Annotated in this window: 14 protein-coding genes; all 14 read right to left on the minus strand. The window is 44.8% G+C overall.

Annotation, left to right across the window (positions count from 1 at the left end; genetic code table 11):
• Nucleotides 1–222 precede the first annotated feature (222 nt).
• The gene (locus QUB70_RS11035) at nucleotides 223–5,199 is read right to left on the minus strand and encodes a CHAT domain-containing protein (RefSeq protein ID WP_332980282.1); all 4,977 of its coding nucleotides are present in this window, start codon (nucleotides 5,197–5,199) and stop codon (nucleotides 223–225) included.
• A 58-nt stretch (nucleotides 5,200–5,257) separates the two neighbouring features.
• Nucleotides 5,258–6,019 carry a DUF1822 family protein gene (locus QUB70_RS11040; RefSeq protein WP_332980283.1) on the minus strand — a complete coding sequence of 254 codons (762 nt, stop codon included), beginning with the start codon at nucleotides 6,017–6,019 and terminating at the stop codon, nucleotides 5,258–5,260.
• Nucleotides 6,016–6,711 carry a hypothetical protein gene (locus QUB70_RS11045; RefSeq protein ID WP_332980284.1) on the minus strand — a complete coding sequence of 232 codons (696 nt, stop codon included), beginning with the start codon at nucleotides 6,709–6,711 and terminating at the stop codon, nucleotides 6,016–6,018. Before QUB70_RS11045 ends, QUB70_RS11040 begins: the two co-directional genes overlap by 4 nt.
• A gap of 66 nt (nucleotides 6,712–6,777) precedes the next feature.
• Nucleotides 6,778–7,041 carry an HNH endonuclease gene (locus tag QUB70_RS11050; RefSeq protein WP_332980286.1) on the minus strand — a complete coding sequence of 88 codons (264 nt, stop codon included), beginning with the start codon at nucleotides 7,039–7,041 and terminating at the stop codon, nucleotides 6,778–6,780.
• A gap of 623 nt (nucleotides 7,042–7,664) precedes the next feature.
• Entirely contained in the window at nucleotides 7,665–7,928 is a 264-nt protein-coding gene (locus tag QUB70_RS11055; protein WP_332980287.1) for a hypothetical protein, read from the minus strand.
• Nucleotides 7,929–8,165: 237 nt separating this feature from the next.
• On the minus strand, nucleotides 8,166–9,107 hold the full coding sequence (locus QUB70_RS11060) for a ParB/RepB/Spo0J family partition protein (protein ID WP_332980289.1): 942 nt from the start codon (nucleotides 9,105–9,107) through the stop codon (nucleotides 8,166–8,168).
• Nucleotides 9,104–9,859 carry a ParA family protein gene (locus QUB70_RS11065; RefSeq protein WP_332980290.1) on the minus strand — a complete coding sequence of 252 codons (756 nt, stop codon included), beginning with the start codon at nucleotides 9,857–9,859 and terminating at the stop codon, nucleotides 9,104–9,106. Before QUB70_RS11065 ends, QUB70_RS11060 begins: the two co-directional genes overlap by 4 nt.
• Nucleotides 9,860–9,997: 138 nt before the next feature.
• Nucleotides 9,998–12,484: an ATP-binding protein gene (locus QUB70_RS11070; protein ID WP_332980291.1), complete on the minus strand. Its 2,487-nt coding sequence runs from the start codon at nucleotides 12,482–12,484 to the stop codon at nucleotides 9,998–10,000.
• A 437-nt stretch (nucleotides 12,485–12,921) separates the two neighbouring features.
• Nucleotides 12,922–13,668 carry a hypothetical protein gene (locus QUB70_RS11075; protein ID WP_332980292.1) on the minus strand — a complete coding sequence of 249 codons (747 nt, stop codon included), beginning with the start codon at nucleotides 13,666–13,668 and terminating at the stop codon, nucleotides 12,922–12,924.
• Between the two features lie 232 nt (nucleotides 13,669–13,900).
• Nucleotides 13,901–15,985, minus strand: coding sequence for a hypothetical protein (locus tag QUB70_RS11080; protein ID WP_332980293.1), 2,085 nt, complete (start codon nucleotides 15,983–15,985; stop codon nucleotides 13,901–13,903).
• Between the two features lie 230 nt (nucleotides 15,986–16,215).
• Nucleotides 16,216–16,929 (minus strand): hypothetical protein, encoded by a 714-nt coding sequence (locus QUB70_RS11085; RefSeq protein ID WP_332980295.1) that lies wholly within the window; start codon nucleotides 16,927–16,929, stop codon nucleotides 16,216–16,218.
• A 56-nt stretch (nucleotides 16,930–16,985) separates the two neighbouring features.
• Nucleotides 16,986–18,071, minus strand: coding sequence for a hypothetical protein (locus QUB70_RS11090; RefSeq protein WP_332980297.1), 1,086 nt, complete (start codon nucleotides 18,069–18,071; stop codon nucleotides 16,986–16,988).
• Nucleotides 18,072–18,094: 23 nt separating this feature from the next.
• Nucleotides 18,095–19,090 (minus strand): hypothetical protein, encoded by a 996-nt coding sequence (locus QUB70_RS11095; protein ID WP_332980299.1) that lies wholly within the window; start codon nucleotides 19,088–19,090, stop codon nucleotides 18,095–18,097.
• Nucleotides 19,091–19,160: 70 nt separating this feature from the next.
• The coding region (locus tag QUB70_RS11100) for a hypothetical protein (protein WP_332980300.1) at nucleotides 19,161–21,740 on the minus strand (2,580 nt) is incomplete at its 5' end.

Genomic DNA, 21,740 nt, shown 5'->3' on the forward strand with positions numbered 1-21,740 from the left:
ACAGTAGCAACAATTAACAAACTAATTTCTTAAATGTTGAGGATTCATTAAGTGTACCGCATTACAGCGGTTCCCGCTGTAAATCTGTTCGGATGGTAATCGAATACAAGACAATGGGGAAACTCACCGAAACTGTTAACTTTCGTCTGACACTCCTAGTCCAAGGAAATATGGTTTAAATACTGCGATACAGTATCTAGGAATCAAAATGAATAGTCTATTTTACCGAATCCCAGTGCAGGTAAAAGCGGCCCAGTAAAAAGGGTGAGAAAAAGGCTTTGATTCTTGACAAGATTTATCTAATGAATTTTTGAGAAAGAGATAAATTTGTTTACCAATTATATTATACTTTTTGTATTCTTCATCGTATTGCTGATAGTCTGAGGAATCTACAGAACAAGCATCTCGATTGGCCTTAGTTTTTTTGCGGAGTACCTCGGTTTCTTTAAGTTTCTGTTTCAAAAATTCTGTGAGTTGGGGTTTATAACTAGCAGCTAGGGTATCGCCAGTAAGCGAGCGCAATTTAACTTGAGCTTGTCTAATAGCTTCTGGGCGATTCTTTCCCTGGTGCCACTCTTGATAGTAAAAAATCGAAAAAAGTGCTGTAGCTAAATCATCGACAGCCCACAGCGTACTGATAACACTTCTAGCTCCCGCTGATAAAAAAGCTGTAGAAAAGGTGAGGCTGTCACCAGTAATTTCAGTCAATCCCAATCCTGTTTCGCAGCAGGAAAGAAATACATCCGACAACAGAGGGAGACGCCATCCAGGAGTCATTAGCTGACCTAAAGTAATGCAGCCATCTCCTAAAATTAATGTCGATTCTAAGGGATTGTCGAGGCGGGACTGGGCGTGGTGGCTAGAGTGAAGGATTTGGACGGTTCGCGCCAGTTCTCGATAGTTACTAACTGTAGCTTGATGGCGACCTTTTAAGCGTTGATTGTCTGGGATTCTATAAAGAACTGCGAGTTGCTCTCCTTCAAAGCTGGCACAAGGCAAGTCGCCCGTCGCATCTTCAACAGTGCCACAATTAAGGTTACTGTCGAATGAGGGACGCTGCTGGCAGAATTCTAACACCTGGCAACTGGGCGCGTAACGAATGAGAAATTTGTCTCCTAAATAGCGGTTATCTCCGATGGGCAGCGCAGCAAAGGGAATGTGGTGAAGGGCGACATGAGGAATTATAATGAGTTCATGAATTCCCTCTAAATGCCATACTATTAAATCATTCAAATTTAAAAAGTTGGCGATTTCAGCTAGCATCCTACTCAATTGCTCTTGCCAGTAAATTTTATCCTCAACGTATTGCTCTAACCACTGCTGGAAAATCCACCCGTGTAAAGCCTCCAATCCTAAATCGGCGCAACTTTGCAGGGTAATTTGGTTTTGCCGCACCACGAAGATAAAGGTGTCGCTAACAGTGGTGTAAAAGCTGAGAATTGCAGTAGTGGGTTTATCGATAAGTTGCTGGATGGATGGGAAGTTGAGAGGATTGACTCGAATTTGACCAGCCAGCACCGGATCTAGGCGGCGAAGTTGTTCCCAAATTAGGAGTTTTTCAGCTTCCAGATTAGCTATTGTTTGATTGTAAGCTTTGACAGCAGCACGGCTGTTATCAAGTTTACTATTATCAAAATCTTTGCTAGGTTGATTGCGCCCTCGTTCCTTGTCAATTTGCTGCTGTAGTCGTTCAAACTCCTGTAAATACTGTTGAATTTCAGCCGGAATTTCTGCACTTGAGTAGAGATCATTACTTGCCATCAAGTCTACGAGGCGTTTAGAGCGCGATCGCTCTACATATTCAACAGCTTTATCTAATTGCTTATTATTGATACAAGCTTGCACGATGTTTGCATAAATGTCGATCGCGTCTGATAGAATTTCTTGGCGGCGAGATTCAGAAGTGGCCCAAGTACGGCTGGTTTCTACAGCTTCAATCGCGATACTATATCCCTCAATGGCTAATTTCCAATTTCCCATTACAAATGCTCTGTTTCCCAGCATTTCTCCAACCTTCAAGCATTCAAATGGGAAAGCAGTTGGCGTGAAGACGGCCATTGCTGATTGATAACAAGCGATCGCCTCTTCTGTTCGATCGAGGTTGAGGTAGCAACTGCCTAGATTCATTTGACCCATAGCCCACTCTCTAGGAAAATCCTCCTGGTTAAAGATTTCTAAAGCAGCTTTATGGGGTGCGATAGCCATTTCCAAATTCTCATTTCGATCGCCCTTAAGTCGATGCAAATAAGCATTAGCCAAATAAGCATTAGCCAGATTCATTTTTACTCTAGCCCAATCTACGGGAAACTCGTCTTGAGTGTAAACTTGCAATGCTTCGAGGTTAACTGCGATCGCCTTCTCAACATTTTCTACCGGATCGCCATGAAGTCGATGGCGGTAAGCAGAGGCAAGATTCATTTGAGTTTGCGCCCAAAGTTGAGGAAATTCTTCGCGGGTGCGGAATAATAGGGCATTTTCATAACAGGCGATCGCTTTTTCCAAGTTTTCCGCCTTGTCGCCGCAGATGCGATCGCAGTAAACGATGCCCAAATTGTTTTGCACTTCAGCCCATTCTTCAGGCATTGCTTCGCGGGTGCGAACTTCCATTGCAGCTTCGCCAGCCGCGATCGCCAATTCTGCATTCTCTAACTGATCTCCCCAAATTCGGTGGTCATAGGCAAGAGTCAATGTATTTTGAATCGTTGCCCACTTTATCGGAAAAGCTTCGCGGGTATATACTTGTAGGGCATCTTGACAGTAAGCGATGGCTTGTTCTTGATTTTCGGCGCGATCGCCCTTAAAACGGCGACGATAAGCCATGCCGAGAAGCATCTGACAAAGCGCCCACTCTTCAGGAGTAGATTCGCGGGTTAAGGCTGTGGCAGCAATTTTGTAACCTGCGATCGCAATTTCTAAATTATTAGCCTCATTACCTTTTTTGAATTCGCTTATGCGCCGGCTTAAAACCCAAATACCCAAAGCAATTTCTTTTCTTTTTTCAGGTAGAACTTCGGATAGCATAGCATCGTCTTCATCTGGCATCTCGTCAACAAAAATTTCGTCAAGTTGCTCTGGGTTAGCATCAAGAAATATTTTCTGTACCCACTTGATAAAAAGTTCGTCTATGGGTTCTGGGTTAGCTGTCAACGATATAAGTTTTTGCGCTGTTTTAACAAAATACTTCTCAATTTTATCTCGCTCGTGTTCAAGTAAAGTATCAACTCGAATTTTACCTTGATTTTCGGAAATAAGTTCCAATAATTCCACTGGTAAATTAGGGCGGATTTTATGTTGAATAAAATTCCATTGTTCGGGGAAGTCTTCTTCGGTAAAAACAGTAGCAGCAACTTCGTAGCCTGTCTTAGCAATCTTCCGGTTGTTTTCTGCATTGCCTTTGGGGAAATCTTCAATCAGACTGCTAAAGTTGAGAACTCTTGCCGCTAAATTGATTGCTTCCCCTGGCCCTAATTGAGATATATCAAACTTTATTATACTTAATCGTTCTACAAAACTGTTGTCCAGTTTATCTAGGTTTGCTTCGAGAATCTCGTACAAAGCTTGCGGATTATTTTCGCTTTTGGCAACGGTGTCTAAAACTTTAATAAGAAACTGTGAAGTTGAAGTTATTTGCTGGATATGAACATTTTCTAGGATGTCTAAAATAACAGGAGAACTTGAGCGTTCAGCATATTCTCTAGCTTTTTCTAGTTCTCCACAGTCCATGCAAAGCGCTACTATTTTTGTGTAAGCAGAAATCTTTGCAGGAATTTCTTGATGTAAAGATTCAGAATCACCCCAACGGCTGAGCATCTCTACAGCTTCAATTACAATCTCAAAACCTTCAAAAGCTTCTGCCTTTTTGCGAGTAGCTAATGCTACCTTTCCTAACTCAAGTCCGGTTTCGATGCACTCTCTAGGGAAGGAAGCAGGTGTAAAGACTTTTAAGGCCGCTTGAAAACAGGTTAAAGCATTAGCAATTTGTGCCAATTTGCGGTAAGCAAAACCCAAATCTAACTGGGTTTTAGCCCATCTTTCTGGATAGGTTTCGGGAGTATAAATTTGTAATGCGGCTTGGTAGGCTGCGATCGCCCGTTCCTGGTTCTGGATTTTGTCCCCTAAAATCCTTTCGCTATAAGCAAGACCGAGGTGAAATTGGCTACTAGCCCAATCAGAATCAGTGCGAACTTTTAAGGCAACTTGATAACAAGCGATCGCTTGCTCGAAATTTTGCGATCGCTCTCCTTCAACTCGGCGAGTGTAAGCAAGTGCGAGGTTATTTTGCAGCGTTCCCCAAAGTTCAGGATCTCGATCGCGGCTAATAACTTGCAAGGCTGTTTCAAAACAGGCGATCGCCTTTTCTAAATTCTCAGCTTTATCTCCGACGATTCTGTCACTGTAAACAAGACCGAGATTATTTTGCACCATCGCCCACTCTTGAGGAGAAGTGTCGCGAGTGAAAACTTGCAAAGCATTAGTACAAGCCGTTAGGGCTTTTTCAAAGTTTTCGGAGCGATCGCCCAAAATCCGGTTGCGGTAAGCAGGGGCTAAATCACTTTGGATGTGCAACCAAACTTGTGGGTAAGCCTCACGAGTGAAAATTTTGGCAGATCCTTCAAAACCTGCGATCGCAATTTCCAGGTTAATTGCCCTATTGCCCAGTGGAAACAGCCAGAGCATTTTGCAGAAAGATACAATACCGATCGCGATCGCTTTTTTTATTTTTGGCTCAGACTTTAGAAGCGTACAATCTATCCAGAGGCCAAATTGCAGCAAAAAATATTCATTCAGTTGGTCTGAGTTAATTGCTAGTATTTGGTAAGCAGCTAATTGGTCACTTGGGTTTAGCAGAATTGTTCGCAATACTTCCCACAAGAAGGCCGGAGCTTTTACAAAAGTGCCTGTTACTGGTGAGCCATCACTTCCTGTGTAAAAATTCCTGTCCAATTCCAGGTTATCCGTTAAAAAATCAGCAAGCTCGATCAACAAATTAGCACCCGAAAACTCCCGCTGTGCTACACGAATTGTGGCTACCATTTCCATCATTTCCACCAAGCCAACATCAAGCAAGTGCGGGTGTTTTCTTAAAATTTTGAGTTCTCGACCGCGAGGACAGTTGAGGAGCGCTTGAATCAGCTTGAAATAAGCTTTCTGGCGTTTGGTCGCTTGGGGAGTTGTCTTCGGGCCGAATCCTTTTGCCATATTCTTTACAGGTTACGAAGGGGAGACTACATATACACATCAGCTATCCATTCCAAAATTACGCAGCATCTCTCCATATTTCTGCTAACTTCTCCAGCAGTGCTTCCGCTAAATCTTGTAAATCAGTGTCGGCGCTGTCTGCACTTTCACGAGTAAACTCCCCTGCTGCGGTACTCCCAGCTAACATCTCTCCCGCTGCATACCGCCACTCGTACTCCTCGCAAGTTCGATAAATACGCTCTAATTGGGCAACAATATTGCTCCGCGATTGAGTTTCTATCTGAGATCGCACCTGTACCGCCACTGGATCGTCAGTTTCTAAGAAGGCGATCGCTTCTTCTAAACGAGTAATCTGTTCAATTAAAGTGTCGATCTGCATCAGTTCTGCTACTGCTATTTGTTGGAGTGGGTTTGAGCTATCTAAAATCGGAGCGAATCCCAATAACTGCACGGAGTCAAGGCGATCGCTAAACTGTACTCCCACATATCCAATCCGATTTTCTATTACTTCTTCGGGTAAGAAGATGGTTGTTTCACCAGGTAAAACTGGGCGGCATTCTAAGGAGCCAATGCCAGGCATTACCAAGTCAGCGACATTAGCTAGCGCCGTTTTGGCGGGATTGAAGCTATCGGAACCATTCAAATCTGTTTCAATTTGCAGCCATTTTAAATAGCTGTGAACTGCGTAAACTGCCAGTGCATTTAAGTAAACTCGTTTTCCTTTTTGGACTGTACTTTGAACGGCTGCCAACTGTCGCGCCATTTCATGAGCTTTTAAGTCTAGCGGTACGGTTAACAGAGGTAGTTCTGCGATGTTCATGGTTGTGGTTCCTGTTTATATCCTAGAGTGCGGGCTATTTCTTGCAACGATGGTTCGCATTTTCTCTTCCAGTGAGAATTCAGGGTTGTGTACTTAACGTTTAACTCTTTTGCTAAGTCTTGAAACTTATCGGGAGGGTCTTTTACCACTCTTCTTTTACTGAGAAATTGGCAGTTGCACTCCGGGTAAGAACGAGGGTAGCTATTTTTTAGCTTGCCTTCTGGATCTTGCTCTATGTAAAGTTCTAGTTCGAGACCAATTCGCTGAGTGGTTTCTTTCTGAGCATTTTCGATCATGCCATCCAACCCACTGAGCGTAAAATCGGCTAATAGTTGGAGCCGAGTTGTTTCCCCAATATCTGCTGCGAGCGGAGCATCTAAACTAAGAGGAGCATCTTTGTCAGGAGAATACAAATCTTGAATTCGCCAACCCAGGTAGCCGTTAATCCAGTTAACCAAACTTTTTGAAACAGAAGATTGGGGCGGCTCAAATTTAGCAAGTTCGCGACTAACCCATTCAAAAGTACGATTGAGGGCTTCAGGATAATCTTGATGGGCTGATTTTTTGAGTCCTGGTAGTTGTTGAATTTCCAATAACAGCTTGTGCATGGCTGTTCGCCATTTTCTACTGTTAGCTGGATTTTGACGCACCTCTGCAATTAGAGCGCTTAACCGTCCATCTAGGTCATCCATGCGACTTTTTTGAGGAGCAAGTTAGTTTGTTTATTAGCTAGGAAAATTCGCGATCGTGCGAAAATCCTAAGCTATTTTCTCATGTGGTTGAGATCCTTGTGTGCGTAAATTCTTGCCGGGAGGAGGGAACAGGCTATTTCCACGCGAATTATTGCAACTGAAGCAGGCTAAACGCAGGTTGGAGAGTGCGTTAGACCCGCCTCGGCTTTTCGGGAGTAAGTGTTCGATAGTTCTTTCTGATTTCTGCATCGACTTGTTGCACCAGTGGCAGCGGTTTCCGTACAGTTGCAGAAGTTGGCGTCTCTTGTTGCGTCTTGAAGCTGGGGACATAAAGCTTTGGGAGCCTCACGGCTGTTACGTGTTCATTTACGTATCAGCTCCCTGCTAAAAATTTACGCAGCCATAATTTAAAGTCTACTGGTGCCTTTCATCCCTGAACTTTAGTCGAGCAGGTTTTTAGGCTAGTTTTTGATGATTTTTCTTTATTTTGGTTGGTAATCAGAAGACTTCAGTGCCCAAGCCAAAAAGCGTTCTGTGTAATACAAAGCCAGTTGGTAAGGATTCAGGTCACTGAACTCCTTGCTGGGCAAAGACTTTAGATCTGGAGCTTGATACTAAATCAATCTCTATTCTCAATAAACCGCGAAAAACTGTCACTTTTCCTCGTTTATTGACAATTAACCACGAAAGACAAAAACCATTATTTTGCCCTAAAACCCTTACCAGACAAGCGTTGGAGCCGCAAGTTTTTAGACCTGAATCCTTACGCCAGTTGATTGCTCAGACCATTATAAAACCGCATTAAAGGCGTTTTCAGCCCAAGGAATTTCGAGCATTACCGCACGTTTTCCAGTGGCTCGTAATTGTTCGTAGAGAGATCGTCCAAACTTGGCTTCAACTATATGGTCGCGACCTGCATAAACCAGTAGAGAAGGGGGAAGGTTGGGTTTAACCTAATTGATAGGAGAAGCTTGACGGTAAAGCTCTCCTAATTTGCTGGGGGTTCCTCCCAGAAAGTCACGAAGAATGGCTCGGACGTTTAGGGGGTCGGGAAAAGGTGGATCGTAATATCCTCCGAGCAAGTTATTTTGCCCGTAGTAATTCACTACTGTTCTAACTGGAACTGTAGTTGGACGATAAGCATAAAGCGATGCTAAATGGGCACCGGCTGACCTTCCCATCAGAGCAATCCTGTCGTATATCAATTTCCCACTCATCGGCATGGGTTTTGATATACGACAGAGCGGCTTCTACGTCCTCCAACTGAGTCCGAAACCGCTACTGGGAAGCGTGGCGGTAATCAATTGCTAACACAATAGCCACTCACGGCCATGTAGCGGCTAAATTCCTCATTGCTATTTGGACTGCCTTTTTGCCAAGCTTCTCCCTAAATGATGACGCTCGCCGGATATCTACCAATTTGCATCGTCAGTAGCTTTAATTTAAGATCCGCTTCATTTTTCCAATCCCTCACCCACCAATGCTTCCAGTTCAGCTAACAGCTTCTCTAGTTTCTTTTGCTTTTTGGGATCATCCCAAACTTTAGACTTTTTCACTCTGCCATAAGCTGCATCTACGCGGCTTTTAAGCGAGTGATCCGGTGCAGTCGCCGGACCTATACTTTTAGCTTTTAAATCTGCAATTCGCTGTTTGATTTGGGTCAGAGAGAGGTCGAGAGCGATCGCCTCTTCTAACAATTGGGAGCGCTCTGAGCTATCCTTAATTCGGGCGATCGCTCTGGCTTTGGTATACTCAATCCGTCCTTTCCGCAGCGCTCCAATCACATCATCTGGCAGGTTCAGCAAGGGGAGGCGATTGGTTCGGAAACTCTCTGGAGTGTACTTCCCGACGAGTGCAAATATATCGCTTACTATTTGCCACTCCGAGCTGTGGATAACGTTATCCACACCGGCGCGTTCTGGGTGTGCGGCCGCTCCGAGCAAAGCAATAACTGACGATGAAGTAGAGTTCAATTTCATTGCCAGCAATTGCAGAATCCCCTCGGTTTCCTCAATCGCATTCAAATCTTCCCGCTGCAAGTTCTCCAGCAGTGCAATTTGCAGAGCCTCTGTGTCTGTCAGTTCCCGAATCACAACAGGAATCTCAGTCAAACCTAACGATGAAGCGGCTCGATAGCGCCGTTCTCCAGCCACCAATTCGTACTTGTTGCCATCTATTGGGCGTACCAGGAGCGGTTGCAGAATCCCTAGCTGCTTGACTGACTCCACCAGTTCTTGCATGGCTGTCGGATCGAAATAGCGGCGCGGTTGCTGCGGGGGCAAGACAATTTTGTCTATGGAGACTAGGGAGGATGCGGCATCTTCGCTGTCGCTGGTTCCTAACAGAGCCTCAACCCCTTTGATTTGATAAGGCTGATTGTCGCGCTTTTGATTCATCGCAGAGCTAAGAGTCCTTGTGCAATAGTATCGAGTACGGTGACGGCTGGATGTTTTGGATTGTACACGGTCAGAGGTACGTGTTGCTGTGACGCATCGGCGAAAGCGACAGTCCGAGGCACGGCGGGGTAAATCGCAGCAATCTTCTCCAGAGAAGTAGTAATTGACTGCAAACTTTGAAACGCCTGTACAGTACGGGGATCGTACAGCGTCGGAATCACTCCAGCAATCTGCAATTTCCGATTAGCGCGTTTCCTGACGCGAGCAATGGTTTGCAACAGCAATTCGGTTCCTTTGAGAGCTTTATATTCAGTCTGAATCGGAATTAAGACGTGAGTGGAGGCAACTAGACTGATATAGGATAGGATGCCTAGCGAAGGAGGGCAGTCTATCAATATGAAGTCATAGTTCGAGCTAAGGGGGTCAATGACTTCTTTTAGCCGACTATCTCTCATGTCAGCCACCACCAATTCCAGCTCTGCTCCGCTCAAATTAATATTAGAAGGGAGCAAGTCCATGTTGTGAATGTTTTTGCGGAGCGCCGCGTCAGAACCGTTCATAATGGACTCGTAGACAGTCTCCTGTAACTCAGATGGTTCCAAGCCCATGAAGGCGGTAAGTGAGGCTTGGGGGTCCATATCTACTAACAAGACTTTTTGCTGCCGCTTCGCCAAATGGTAGCCTAAATTCATTGTCAAACTGGTTTTGGAGACACCGCCTGACTGGTTGAACAGCGCAATAATTTTGCTCATCTATTTTTAAGCACGCTCACTCAACGTGTTGATTTAACAATCTTAGTGGACTGCGGCTTATTGTAGACTAATCCTTGAAAGAACTTTGAGAACCGCCTTTTATAACTGCGATCGCAGTTAGCCTCCAGCAGTTAGCATTCAAAGGTAGTGTTGAGTCAAATCGCTGATGATATCTAAGCTCATACTGTCAACTAACTTGGTCAAAGCCCCAGCAATTTGTTTCTGGGAGCGGGGAATCTGCTCAATTAACAGCCTTACAACTTGCTCGTCTCCACACGCCGCAGCTTTGTAAAGCTTGTGAATCAACTCCCTCGGCAGCACAGACAGCGATTCAGGAGTCAGTTGCTGGGCCGGCTCATCCTCTCTGGACTTCCTCGGCGACTCCTCCTCATAGATATAACGAACACCCAGGTGAAGCGCCATCTTCTCAAAAATTACTGCCTCTCGGAACGGTTTGGCAACAAAGTCATCGAAGCCGTTCGACATGGCGAGTTCCTGGGTTTTAACAAAAGCATTAGCGCTCAAAGCAATAATTTTAGTATTAGAACCGTTAGGCAGAGCTCTAATTTTTTGGGCGGCTTGAAAACCGTCTAAAAGCGGCATCCTCAAATCCATCCAAATTAAATGCGGCTTGTACTTTTGCCACAACTTAACAGCTTCAATTCCGTTATCCGCGAACCACACAACAAAGCCAGCCGACTTCAATATCTGAGTTAACAGCAACCGATTGGCCGGCTCATCGTCCGCTACCAGAATGCGATACTTTTGTTGGTGGGATGCCAACCCCTTGACTTGTTTTTGGGGCAGTTGGCCATAAACTTCGCTCTTAGTTGCACGAGTGACTTTAATGTAAAAACTAAAAACCGTTCCTTTCCCTAATTGGCTTTTGACCTGAATATCGCCACCCATCAACTTGACGAAGGAACGGCTGATTGGCAATCCCAAACCCGTCCCCATTTGTGATTTCCGGCCAGTTTCAGTTTGCACGAACGGCTTGAACAAACTGCTAACCTCGTCAGGCGCAATGCCTCGACCTGTATCCTTCACAGAGAACTGGAGAAAGAATTTGGGTAGCCGTTTGTTAGTCATAGACTGAAGGAGTTTGACAGTCAGCTTCACCCTACCAACTTCCGCAAACTTTACAGCATTATCCAACAGATTAATTAAAACTTGGCGCAGCTTACTTTCATCAGTTCGCACGTATTGCGGTACATCAGAACTGCGTTCAAAAACAAGTTGCAAAGCTTTAGATTGAGCTTTGAGTTGGAACATCCGTTCTAAGTCATCGAGCAAGCTATACAAGTCAAAAGCATTTGATTCGAGGGTAATTTGACCCGCTTCAATCTTAGACAGCGACAAAATATCGTTGATTAGTTTCAACAAATGCTCACCACTGCGATTGATAATATCTAAACTCGACTGCTGTTCCGGTGCAGTTTTTTTAGAGTTCACAAGGAGATGGGCAAAGCCGATAATCGCATTCAGAGGCGTTCTCAATTCGTGGCTCATATTCGCCAAAAATGTACTTTTAGCGCGATTGGCACGAACGGCGACAATTTTAGCTTGTTTTAGTTCCTTTGTTTTCTGTGCGACTTGGCGCTGTAAATCGCCAGAATATTCTTCTAAGCGCTTGCGAGATGCTTTTAACTGGCGATTCATACCCTCGAAAGCTCTAGCTAGGGCTTCGAGTTCGGCAACGCCGCTGCCTGAAATTGTTGAGTCGAAATCGCCGCCAGCTATCGCCTCTGTTGCCGAGATGAACTGTCGCAGTCGCAGTTCTATTCTGAGAGAAATGAACAGCAAAAAGGCAATTGATAAAATCAGTGCCAGCAGCACGAGCCCCATATTGTTGCGGGTGTTGGTATTAACTTTGTCCATGAAGTCGGCTTCGGGGACAACTGCCACAATTAGCCAGTTTAAGCCTTGGGAGTTGTCAAAAGGTCTGACTTGCAATAAGTATCGGGAGCCACTCTTGATAAAGTTAAGATTTTCGCTGCTGTTAATAGCAGTGAGATTGCCAAAATGTTTAACCAAATACTCTGTTGAAAGCTGGATTACTTGTTGTTGTTGACGCGAGGTAGTTTCTCGCGAATGGCTGTCAACATAACCAGAACCGTCTGTTTGTGTTACTGGTGAAAAAGCAACTAATTGTCCCGAACTGTCTAAAATCAAGGTCTGACAGTTAGGGCTAATGCGGAAATCTTCCAATTTGAATGTTGAGGTTGGAAAAGAAGAATTGGTTTTTTGTTGAGGAAGTATTGTTTTTGGAGAAGATTGCCCATTTCTTTCCGTATTTGGTTTGATTCTCACGGAGGCTGTTTGATTGGAGGGAACTTGGTTCACCGAAGGAATCAGAATTTTCTTGTTAACACCTTCCCCTTCCCCTTCCCCTTCCCCTTCCCCTTCCCCCTCACTCAAATAGTTGTCAAGGCGGTCAGAGATGCGGCTGGTAGCTTCCCCTAATAGCTGTCCAACTAAGTCGTTCATTGTCTGCCGCCCTGTTTGAAAGGAAAGCCATCCCATTAGACCCAGTAAAGTCGAAATTAGCAGAGCGTTGGGGACTGTGAGGACAACGCGCAGCGGGAGGGGAGGCTTTTTCTGAAAAGAGTTTTTTGGGGGGAGCATTGGCTGACTCTTCAAGCGAGTGGGGAAGGATAAAAAAACCGGGGGGGGTGGTGAGTGCGTCCAGGACTGTATCGACATTACTAGCGCAGCCACATACTAATCAGAATCATTCAAAAGGGATAAGTCCTCAGAATTAGCAGGTTTCCAATAGACTTGCATTGCATAAATATTTGATACAACAACAGGAAACCGCTTCTTAACGCTTCTTAACGCAGATGCCTTTCAAGAAGAGCGAACGAATGAATGCAATGCAAGTCTAATATTCATTATCCCGCTGCTACACGAACAGTCCTAGACGCACCGATGGCTAGACACCGGGTTTGATGAACGAAAATACACAGGTTGCAGCCCGCAGTAATGGTAAAAAAATCGGTTATGAAGGTAGGAGTATGTCACGACTTACGAATCCGAGTAGTTCTAGCTGTTGGGGTCTGTCGCTACTGCAATTTTGTTCCAGAGTCGTTTGATGCTTCAAGAGGTATTTTGCCGAGTTCGACAATCACTGACAAATCTACTCCCGCCTTTGCAGCAGCCTCAGTAACAGATAAATTCTGATTTCTAACAAGAGCTAAAAATTGCCGCACGCTGTAAACTACTGGGTCGTTGGCTGCTGTGTAGCCTTTTTGAATGGCAATAAGCAAACCTTTTTCCACATCTGATGCTGTAAATGTGCCGCCTCTACCAACGTTTAAAGTCGGCGATTTTTCAGGGGTTAGAGGAGCGATGCGAATTCCTAGGTTTTCTGGTTTTTTGTTGGTAGGGACGATGTTGAAGTTGTAAAGTCGCTGCTTGCCTTTTGAATCTACAGTTTTGATTGAGATGTTGGTGATGGTAGCTGTGGTAGCCCCTGGAAAATTAAGCGTTTGAATGGGACGCAAGAAAACAGTCTTGGCAAGGCCGCTTGCTAACTGTGCGTCGGTGGTGAAAACTACTTTTGAGGGGTCGGCAATTAAAACGTAGGCGAGAGCCTCGTCGGTAGAGCTAAAGTCGATCGCAGTTGCACGACCGGGGTACACTAAAAGATCGATCGCACTATTAACCGCAATATCTCGGCCTACCGTTTGATAGCCTGTTGCTGCTGACTGAGAAAAAGCATAGTTCGGGCAGCTCGCAGCAGCCAACACTGCCACAAGGATTGACCAACTGAAAATTTTAATTTTTGGGAAGACCATTATAGCATTCATAATTGTTATCCGTGGATGGTAAAAAAGCTGTTGGCGGTAGAAACAAGGAAGAGGGGGAGAAGAGGGACGCTGACAGGTGTAAGTTTCGGTAAAACCCTGCAAACAATCGACAGTGCAACGGTTTTAGGCTTTGGCACGAAAATCTCAAACTCTTATGGGATAAGGCTTTAACCAAAAAACCTACACTCGTCAGGAGGAGGGACGCTACTCTCGCCCGCTCACCACGGCTCGGTTATCGGTGGATGTTGAGAAAGCTGTTAACAGTAATAGAAACCGGAGTTCCCTTGTTAACCACAGCTACATTGGGGCGTTTTAAAAGTTCCTCAGTTGCTCTATCAGAGCGGCTTTCCATCCGTTTTGCCAAGGGGCTGAAAAAGCCATCGAGGACGGCTGACCAAATTTGGGGGTCGCGACTTTCAACCGTGGTTGTACTGCCCCCAAACCGGCCGTTAATATTGCTAGAACTCCTAACTTTAGGCTCTGCGAACACTTGACCGACTCGTCCAACTCCCGACAGCAGTGCGGTGAGGATATCCTGCGAAGCAATATCGGAACCTGGGTCAAAGTAGCCTGAAGCAATTAGCGGCCCTCCGCCCTCTCCTGTAATCAAAATTGCACTTTCTGGAATAGCCTGCTGTTTAATCTGCCCAGAACTATCTGAGTAGACGATTGCGACAGCAGTAGCTTGCACCAGGCGATTCGCAATGCTTACAGTGTTGGCTTTGGCAATTACAACTGTCCCTGCCGGAAATGCAATAGAACCGTCATCTACTGTCACGTCCGACGTGAGGGTGACAGCAAATTTGTTGTAAAGCTGTTTGCCTGAGCCTTCATCCCACAGCAGCGGAACCGAAACTACGCCAGAAAAATTTGTTCCAAGGGGAACTTGAATTGTTTGGGAGGTGGAGTCCGTTTGGGGCGTGCGGTTGAGAATGCCCTTTGCTCCTGGGGAGTTTACTGGTTCCAGAGTTTGGGAATTTGTTAAGGGAGAGAGCATGGAAGTGGTTTCTGGGGAAAGGGTTGGAAATTCTGTATCGGGCAAAAATGTTTGGCGAGACGTTGGGCGAGTCGCAGTCTCGATTGGGTTATTGGTAGAATCGGAAATTGTTTGTGGGGAAAGGGTAGCCTCCGTTAATTGGTTAGTGGGATTTGGGAAGTTGTCAGTGGTTTCGAGGTTGTCCTCTCCGTAGTGAAACTCCCGGTGTAGCCTTTCCCCGCTGGTGTTATTTGGGTGGCTATCTCGTTCTTGTGGGATTTGCTCGAAAGGAACGTATGAGGGTTGCGACTTTTGGTTGCCGATATTCACTGTTAGGAATTCAGTTGTTGGAGTTGGCTTTGTCACAGTGGCGGCGGTAGCAGTTGTTGTCGCTGGAGTGTTCGGTGTTGCAAAAGCGGCATTCGCTATTTGGTTAGGGTCAAAATTCCCCCTGACTTGTCCGAGTTGGGCAAGTTGGTTCCACCGCTCAAACGGATCAATTTTTTCGGATGTCGGAGTTGGAATTGCATTCCGAGTTGAGGGTGCAAACGGTTTAGATATGGGAACGGGTGCGGGTGCGGGTGTTCTTGAGGGTATTCTTTCAGGTGTTCTTGAGGGTACGGGTGCGGGTACAGTTATTGTCCGCACTACTGTTCGGGGTTCGTTTCGGGGTTCGCTTCGGGGAATAGGTGGCCGTGTAGTTGGACGGGTAGCCACGGGGCGGGGAGTTCGCGCGTTCGCGAGTGATGATTTGGGCGATGGTTCTACTTTGGGTTTGGCAGTTTTTTGCGGTTTCTCGGTCAGCAGTTTTTGCTGGTCTTGGTAGGCCAATCTCGCCAGCAATTCTGGCTTTTCATCTTTAATGGTGGGAGATGGGGTAATATTTGATTTTGATTGTGCGATCGACTCGCGAGGTGATTTGGGCTTGATAAATTGCCAAATTAGCAGCCCTAGCAATAATATCCCTCCAGTCAGCAGCAATATTGTCACTGCTCTAGGAACGCCTCTTTCGGAAACAGGTGGCGGCAGTGGTTTTTCGTCATCTTGAGCGAGTTGATATTGAGTTTCAAGTGTTAGAGGTGCATTGGGGTCAAAGTTGGCAATGAAGTTCTCGTCAATATCATCATCTTCTTCTTCGGAAGGGTTCGGGTTCGGGTTCGGGGAAGGAAAAAAGTTATCATCTTTGGAAGGGTTCGGGGAAAAGTTATCTTCTGATATCTTGCTACTATCGTTATTAACGATACTCTTGCTCTCAAGAGGGAGTGAATTATTTTGCTCAAATCCTGCTGATATCAACTTTGTTTGATGAGAATTTTGGGAAGATTCTTGTCTATTACTCATGGCTACCTCTATTGTTGTTTATTACGATGGTGGACTAACAAATGATTGGCTTTTATGTGAGTGGGAAATAGCAGAAAATTCGGACTGATTTGTTGGTTGAAATACAACAGCTTGAAGTTCAGCTACAGCACTTTTCAGGTAAGTGAAGTACAAATAAATCGGTTTTTGTAGGGGCGGTATCTCTTCGCTTTACCCTATTTATCCTTCCCCGAACCCGAACCCTTCCCTTTTTAAGGTTTGAATTGGACAATGCGGGAAATTTCTAATCCGGCTGCTCTCAAAGAGTGAACAGTTTTCTCTAATTCATTAGCGTTTTCTTTGAGAGGGGATTTGGGAATTTCTACGGCTTTGACGGTGAAAGTTCGATTAAACTGTTCTCGGCTTTCTCCAATGCCTTGCTCTAGCACTACGCGAGTAGCAATGACATCTATTTCCCAAGTTCCTCTTTTGATTTCTCTCGGTTCTGAGATATGAGAAATATAGACTCCTGAGCGGGTTTTTCCTGAATAGATGGTGTTGGGAACGAGTGGGGCCAGTTCGATAAGTGAAGCTTTACCAAATTCTGACTCCATCATCAAAGAAGCCATCCAAGCAGTTGTAGGAACTTTGGCACTACCTTTAACTTTTATGCCAAGGTCAGGCTCATTTGTGCCGGGAATTTTACCCGACCAAGCCCAGGTTAGGTTGACCCAACTTGAGACAAAAGTTTGGATATTTTTAGGTTCTCTGTACAGTCCGTCTTCTTCGGCAATTCGGGCTGTTGTTCCGTCTTTTAACTGGACAAAGGTGACTTTTTTTTGAGATAAGGCTCTCAAGCTAACTGTGTTAACCAAAACAGCAATTGTTAGGAGGCTAACAAAGCTTGTTAACAGGACAAAACACAGAGCTAATGTGTTTTTTGATTCCGGGAGTAAAGGTTGGGTTTTTTGAAATTTAAAATTCATAATTGAACTGTTTAGTGTTGGTTGATTTGGGGATTTTCGGGCTCAACAAATGACTTCTAAATGAGCTTTCCGGCCATAACACCGATCGCATTACTGGCAATATCTGTAAGCTGTTTGGTGCTATTGGCGATCGCACTGTACAAAGCTGTTCCTCCTCCCTTGGCTATTAACACGGCTAGAACGGGAGAAAACACAGCTAAAAAGAATAAAAAGGCGATATCTGTAACTAACTCTGCATCGGATTTGACAATCACTACAGCCACTAATCCAACAACAATGTTGTAGCCCAATTGCACTCCAAATAAGGACATAAATCCTACAAGCCAAGCCCAGATGGGTTTTCCTTGCAACGGCAGCAGCGACAAGCCCATTGCCAGAGGCCCAAATAAAGCTGTTAGTAATAACGCTGCTTCTAAAATGTTGACAAATGCCCACTGTACCGATCTAAGAATTAAGCGAATGATCGGCAAAACAGTAGACCTAAAAACTTGCCCTGCAAAATCGCCATTTCCTATGTCTTGAAGATTGGTTGCATTGCCTAAGTTTTCGACAAATCGCTGCAAGCTTTTGAGAGTGCCTCCATTTTGCTGTTCGGCTGCCTGAAGGATTTGTTGAGCTGGCTGTTTTTTGCTGTTCCAACATTCTACTAAAGCTTCTCCAACTTTGCCCTGACATTCGCTGTAGAGTTTTTCAATTTCTTCTTTGCCAGCACTGGTGAGGTTAACATCGCTCAGGGCAGTTCTGAAGGTCATTTCTCCGACTTGAATCTTCATAATTTCTTGAACTTGAGTGCTGCCTACAGCTTTGATAAATTTGACGCTTTCAGCTAAGACTTTGCCGTTGTTACTGAGAAAAATTACAATTACGAGCGGCCAGATAAACATGGCTGCTAACTCAGACCAAGACTGTTTTTCAATTACTTCTTTTCCGGTAGTGACAGCGAGGTAACTAACAGATATTCCAGCTAAAATTAGTCCGAGTTTGACTAAGGCAATCCAGAGAGAGGATTCTTGAGTGTTGAAGGTATTAAACCAAACTAAATTCCACGATTCGACAGTTTTTTGAGATACTTCTACTGCGTCAGATAGAGTGTCGAGGGCTTGTCCTGCTGTGCTAGTTTGGGCAATAAATTGCATGAGCATCGCGGTATTTCCTTATTATGATTTCAGTCTTCGGTTACGCCCAGAGTGATGCCTCCCGGCATTTGGAACAGTCCGGCTTGAGTAGAAGAAGCGGTAGCAGCCGCAGCATCCTGCCGTCTCTGGGCTGTGTTAACTTCGTTGAGTTCTTCAGCCTGTTGAGCGTTGAGAATGTTGCCAAGACTGCGATCGATTTGAGCTTGCTGGCCCTGCATGACTAAGGCACTTTGATTTTCTGCTGATAAGGCTGCTTGTTGAGATGCGATCGCACTTTGTTGAGATATGTTTCTCATAATGTTCTGAGTGACATCTTGACTGGCCGAATCAGCACCCAATTCCATCGATTTTTCGCTTTCGCGACCAGTTTGCTCTACGTTTTGCTGAACAATTTCTTTCATTTGAGCTTGGTTTTGTTGAGCTTCTTTGCTCAGAGTAGCTTTGTTAGCTTCACTGACAGCAGTTTCTCTTTCTGCTAGTTCTGCGGTATTTTCTCTGAGGCTGTAAGAGTTTTCTGGCTTCTTCTCTAAAGCAGCGGATAGTTTGGTTCCTTCGCTTTCAGATGCGTTGCCGTCCATTATGCTTTTAACTGCTTCTTTTAGGTCGGGAACTTTGAGTTCTCCCTGGAATGAAGAGAGAGTTGACTCTATTTCACTGGTAATTTTTTCGACTTTATTTAACAAATTATCCCAGATGCCAGAGATGCTGTCGGAGATGGTAGAGATGCTATCTGAAATTTCGTCTGTTATGCCGCTAATTGTGTTGTCTAAACCTCCTATTTGTTTTGGGTTGCTCAAGAAGTTGTTAGCTGATTCTTGAATTTGGCTTTCTATTTGTTGACTGGGAACTGTGAAGCTGGAGCGGTTGAAAGTGCTGCTGTTAGGATTGTTTGATATGGGAATCTGTGTGGCAGTTCGATTGCTGTTAGAAGTTTGAGCCTTGGCTTCTACAGAATTTAGTATTAAACTCAGCCCAAGTGCAGGAATACTGAGGGCAATTTTAACGATAAATTTCGATGATTTCATGTGTTTCTCCGTTGTGCAGTAATTCGAGGAGTGGTAATTAGTAATTGACTTTTTTAGTGCTTCAAACGTTCTAGCTAACTATCAAGTTTTGATGGGATTTGTGTTCCTTGATATCTGTGACTGAATTCTTGCCAATATTGGCTAGTGAACGCCCTTCTTTAATAGCTTGTACATATTCAGATGCAAATTGTTTGAGTGCTAGCAATTGCCCTTTTAATGTATTGGGGTATTGAGCCATCACTCGCGCACGAGCCATTAATTCAGCTTGATTGTTAGCCACACTTGCTAAAATCATCTCGCCTGGATAGTATCGGGTTTGCCAGAAACGACCTCCTTTTTCAATTAGCCAATTGGAATAAAGCTCAGCCGCTCTAGGGAGGAAAGCTTCTGTAGCATTTTGACTGATAATTTCAGCCGGATATCCCAAACGTTTGACCCAAGAATTAGCTCCATTTGATGTCAATCTTCCGGTAATTCGGTACACCATGTTTTGCATAATCATGGTTCCCGCACTACAGTCACAAATACTGTCGATATCTTGGGATAGCAAGAGCACTGAAATGCCATTCTTTCTGCCCACTGCACAGAGCTCGCCCACAACTTCAGCAAATCCATCTTTTTTAAACAAAATCGAAAGTTCGTCTCCGATAAATAAGCTTTTAGGGTGAGAAAGTGCGTTGCGAATGCAAGCAGCGTGGGCGTTAATTGCCATTAAATATTGGTCTTGTTCGTTGCCCAGGTCGCTCATGGCAAAAAACTTAACAGCAGGTTCGGGTGAAAATGTACTGGGTCTGCCAATTGCTTTCCCTAAAGGTGAGGCTAGTAATGCGTTGCATTGAGTGATAATTTGGTTAATGGCAATGCGGTCGAAGTCGGTAAAGCTTTGTAGATTTAGTTGCTCTTTCGTGCAGAATTTTAGGAGGTTTTTGAGGGTTGGTATTTCTTGCCAAGCGGTGGATTTCCAGCCTTTTTCAATGGCAGTATTGTAGCGCTCGATAATTTCTGGGTCTTCGAGAAATTTTTTCAGAGTTAGCAGCAAAATGGCATCGACTCGCTGGGCTAGTTTGGGGTCGCGGACTTTGCCCATGCTGATAATAGTCAGCCCTTTTCTGATAAACTCTTTCCATTGGTCTAGTCGGCGCGATCGCTCTTCTCGCTCGAAGCGTCTCAAATCGGGTATTTCGAGCAAATTTGAGCTACCGGAGGTGATGTCGTAGTAAGCACCCTCGTCGCCTAAAAGTTTAATTGCTGTCTCAAAGCTACTACCGCTTGCTGCTGAGATATCCATTCCCACAACTGGTATGTTAGCAGCTAAGGCATCGATAATAAATCGCCCTCCTAGAGCCGATTTACCGCTGCCGCTTTCTCCCGTAATAACGGCGCGGCTCGTTTGGTCGTGCATGAGGTCAACATACACGGGTTTGCCGCCTTTAGTGATAAATTCAACTCCTTTTGAATCCATGTCTCTAACAGCAGTTAAGGGCAAAATACCGGCAACAGTTTCAGTGTCAAAGGTGAGGCGGCGTTCGTTAATTACCGAACTGCTGTGCAATAGCCAGCTTACAGTAATGGGTAGAGTTTCTAGCCAGACTTGCCAAGCAATATTGCGCTCTCTTAAAACTTTGGCAGAGCCGAAGCTATTGGTTAGCATTTGACAAGCTTGATTGAGCTGGTTTGGAGTATGTCTGTAGACTAAGAAGGCGACAGCAGCGTGAATTGCTCTTGCACCTTTGTACATTTTCTTTTGAGCTTCAAAGGATTCTTCCTGTTTAACTTCTGCTCCTACATCACGACCTTGACCTTTTTCTAAAGCGCGTTTTTTAGCACCTTTAGATTGTTTAGCTTGCCTTGATAAGTTGTCTTGAATAATAAAGTTGGGAGCAGCACTTATTTCTACGACGGCTTCGGTATCGCGGATGTAGTTATTGCTCATAATTTTCCACAGCCATTGCAGTTGTTCTCTGGTATTTATCCATCCTCCTGGTGCATCTTCCATTGTCAGTACGCCGCATTCTGTATTTCTGCCGTTTAGCCAGATGCAAGAGCTAGTTTGTTTGTGTTCTGGACAGCTCGAACGGCCGCTCATACCTTCAATTAAAATGGTGCAGGCGTGTTTGTGTGTGTTGACTGTTTCGGTCAGCTTGTAGTCGGATGAAGTTTCTTCTAAAGTGAGCAATTGGGGAATCGGGGGTGTCGGTGCACTGTTAAATTTTTGCCACATCCACGTCCAAAGTTTGTCAGCATTCATCGGTTGAATCTCTAGTCCGATTTTGGTGTTGAGCAAGAGTTCCCAGCGGATATAGCCTTGCTCGAAGGCATCGAGCAACAGTTGTTTGTAAAAGCTCTCTTTGTAGATGCGTTCGTTGCCGGTAAATTGTGCGACAACAGTTTTGGTTGTGTTGATAATTCCGTTGATGAATTTACTTAAAGGGTCGTTTGATTTGGAGCCGGATTGAGAATTGAATGTCCAGGTGCAAAAGATGGCTTGGTTCCAGATTTGTCTGGTGCCTGTTAAGGTGAGTTCTTGAACGCGCTTTTGTTCGTTTCTAACTAGCACTGAGACGGGTTTAAGGCATTGGTGACAAGTTAAGGAAAAAGGGAAATTGTCAAGGGTAGTATTGACATTGATCTGGATCGTGGGAAACTTAGA

This window comes from Microcoleus sp. A003_D6 (genome assembly GCF_036702825.1).
Lineage (GTDB): Bacteria > Cyanobacteriota > Cyanobacteriia > Cyanobacteriales > Microcoleaceae > Microcoleus.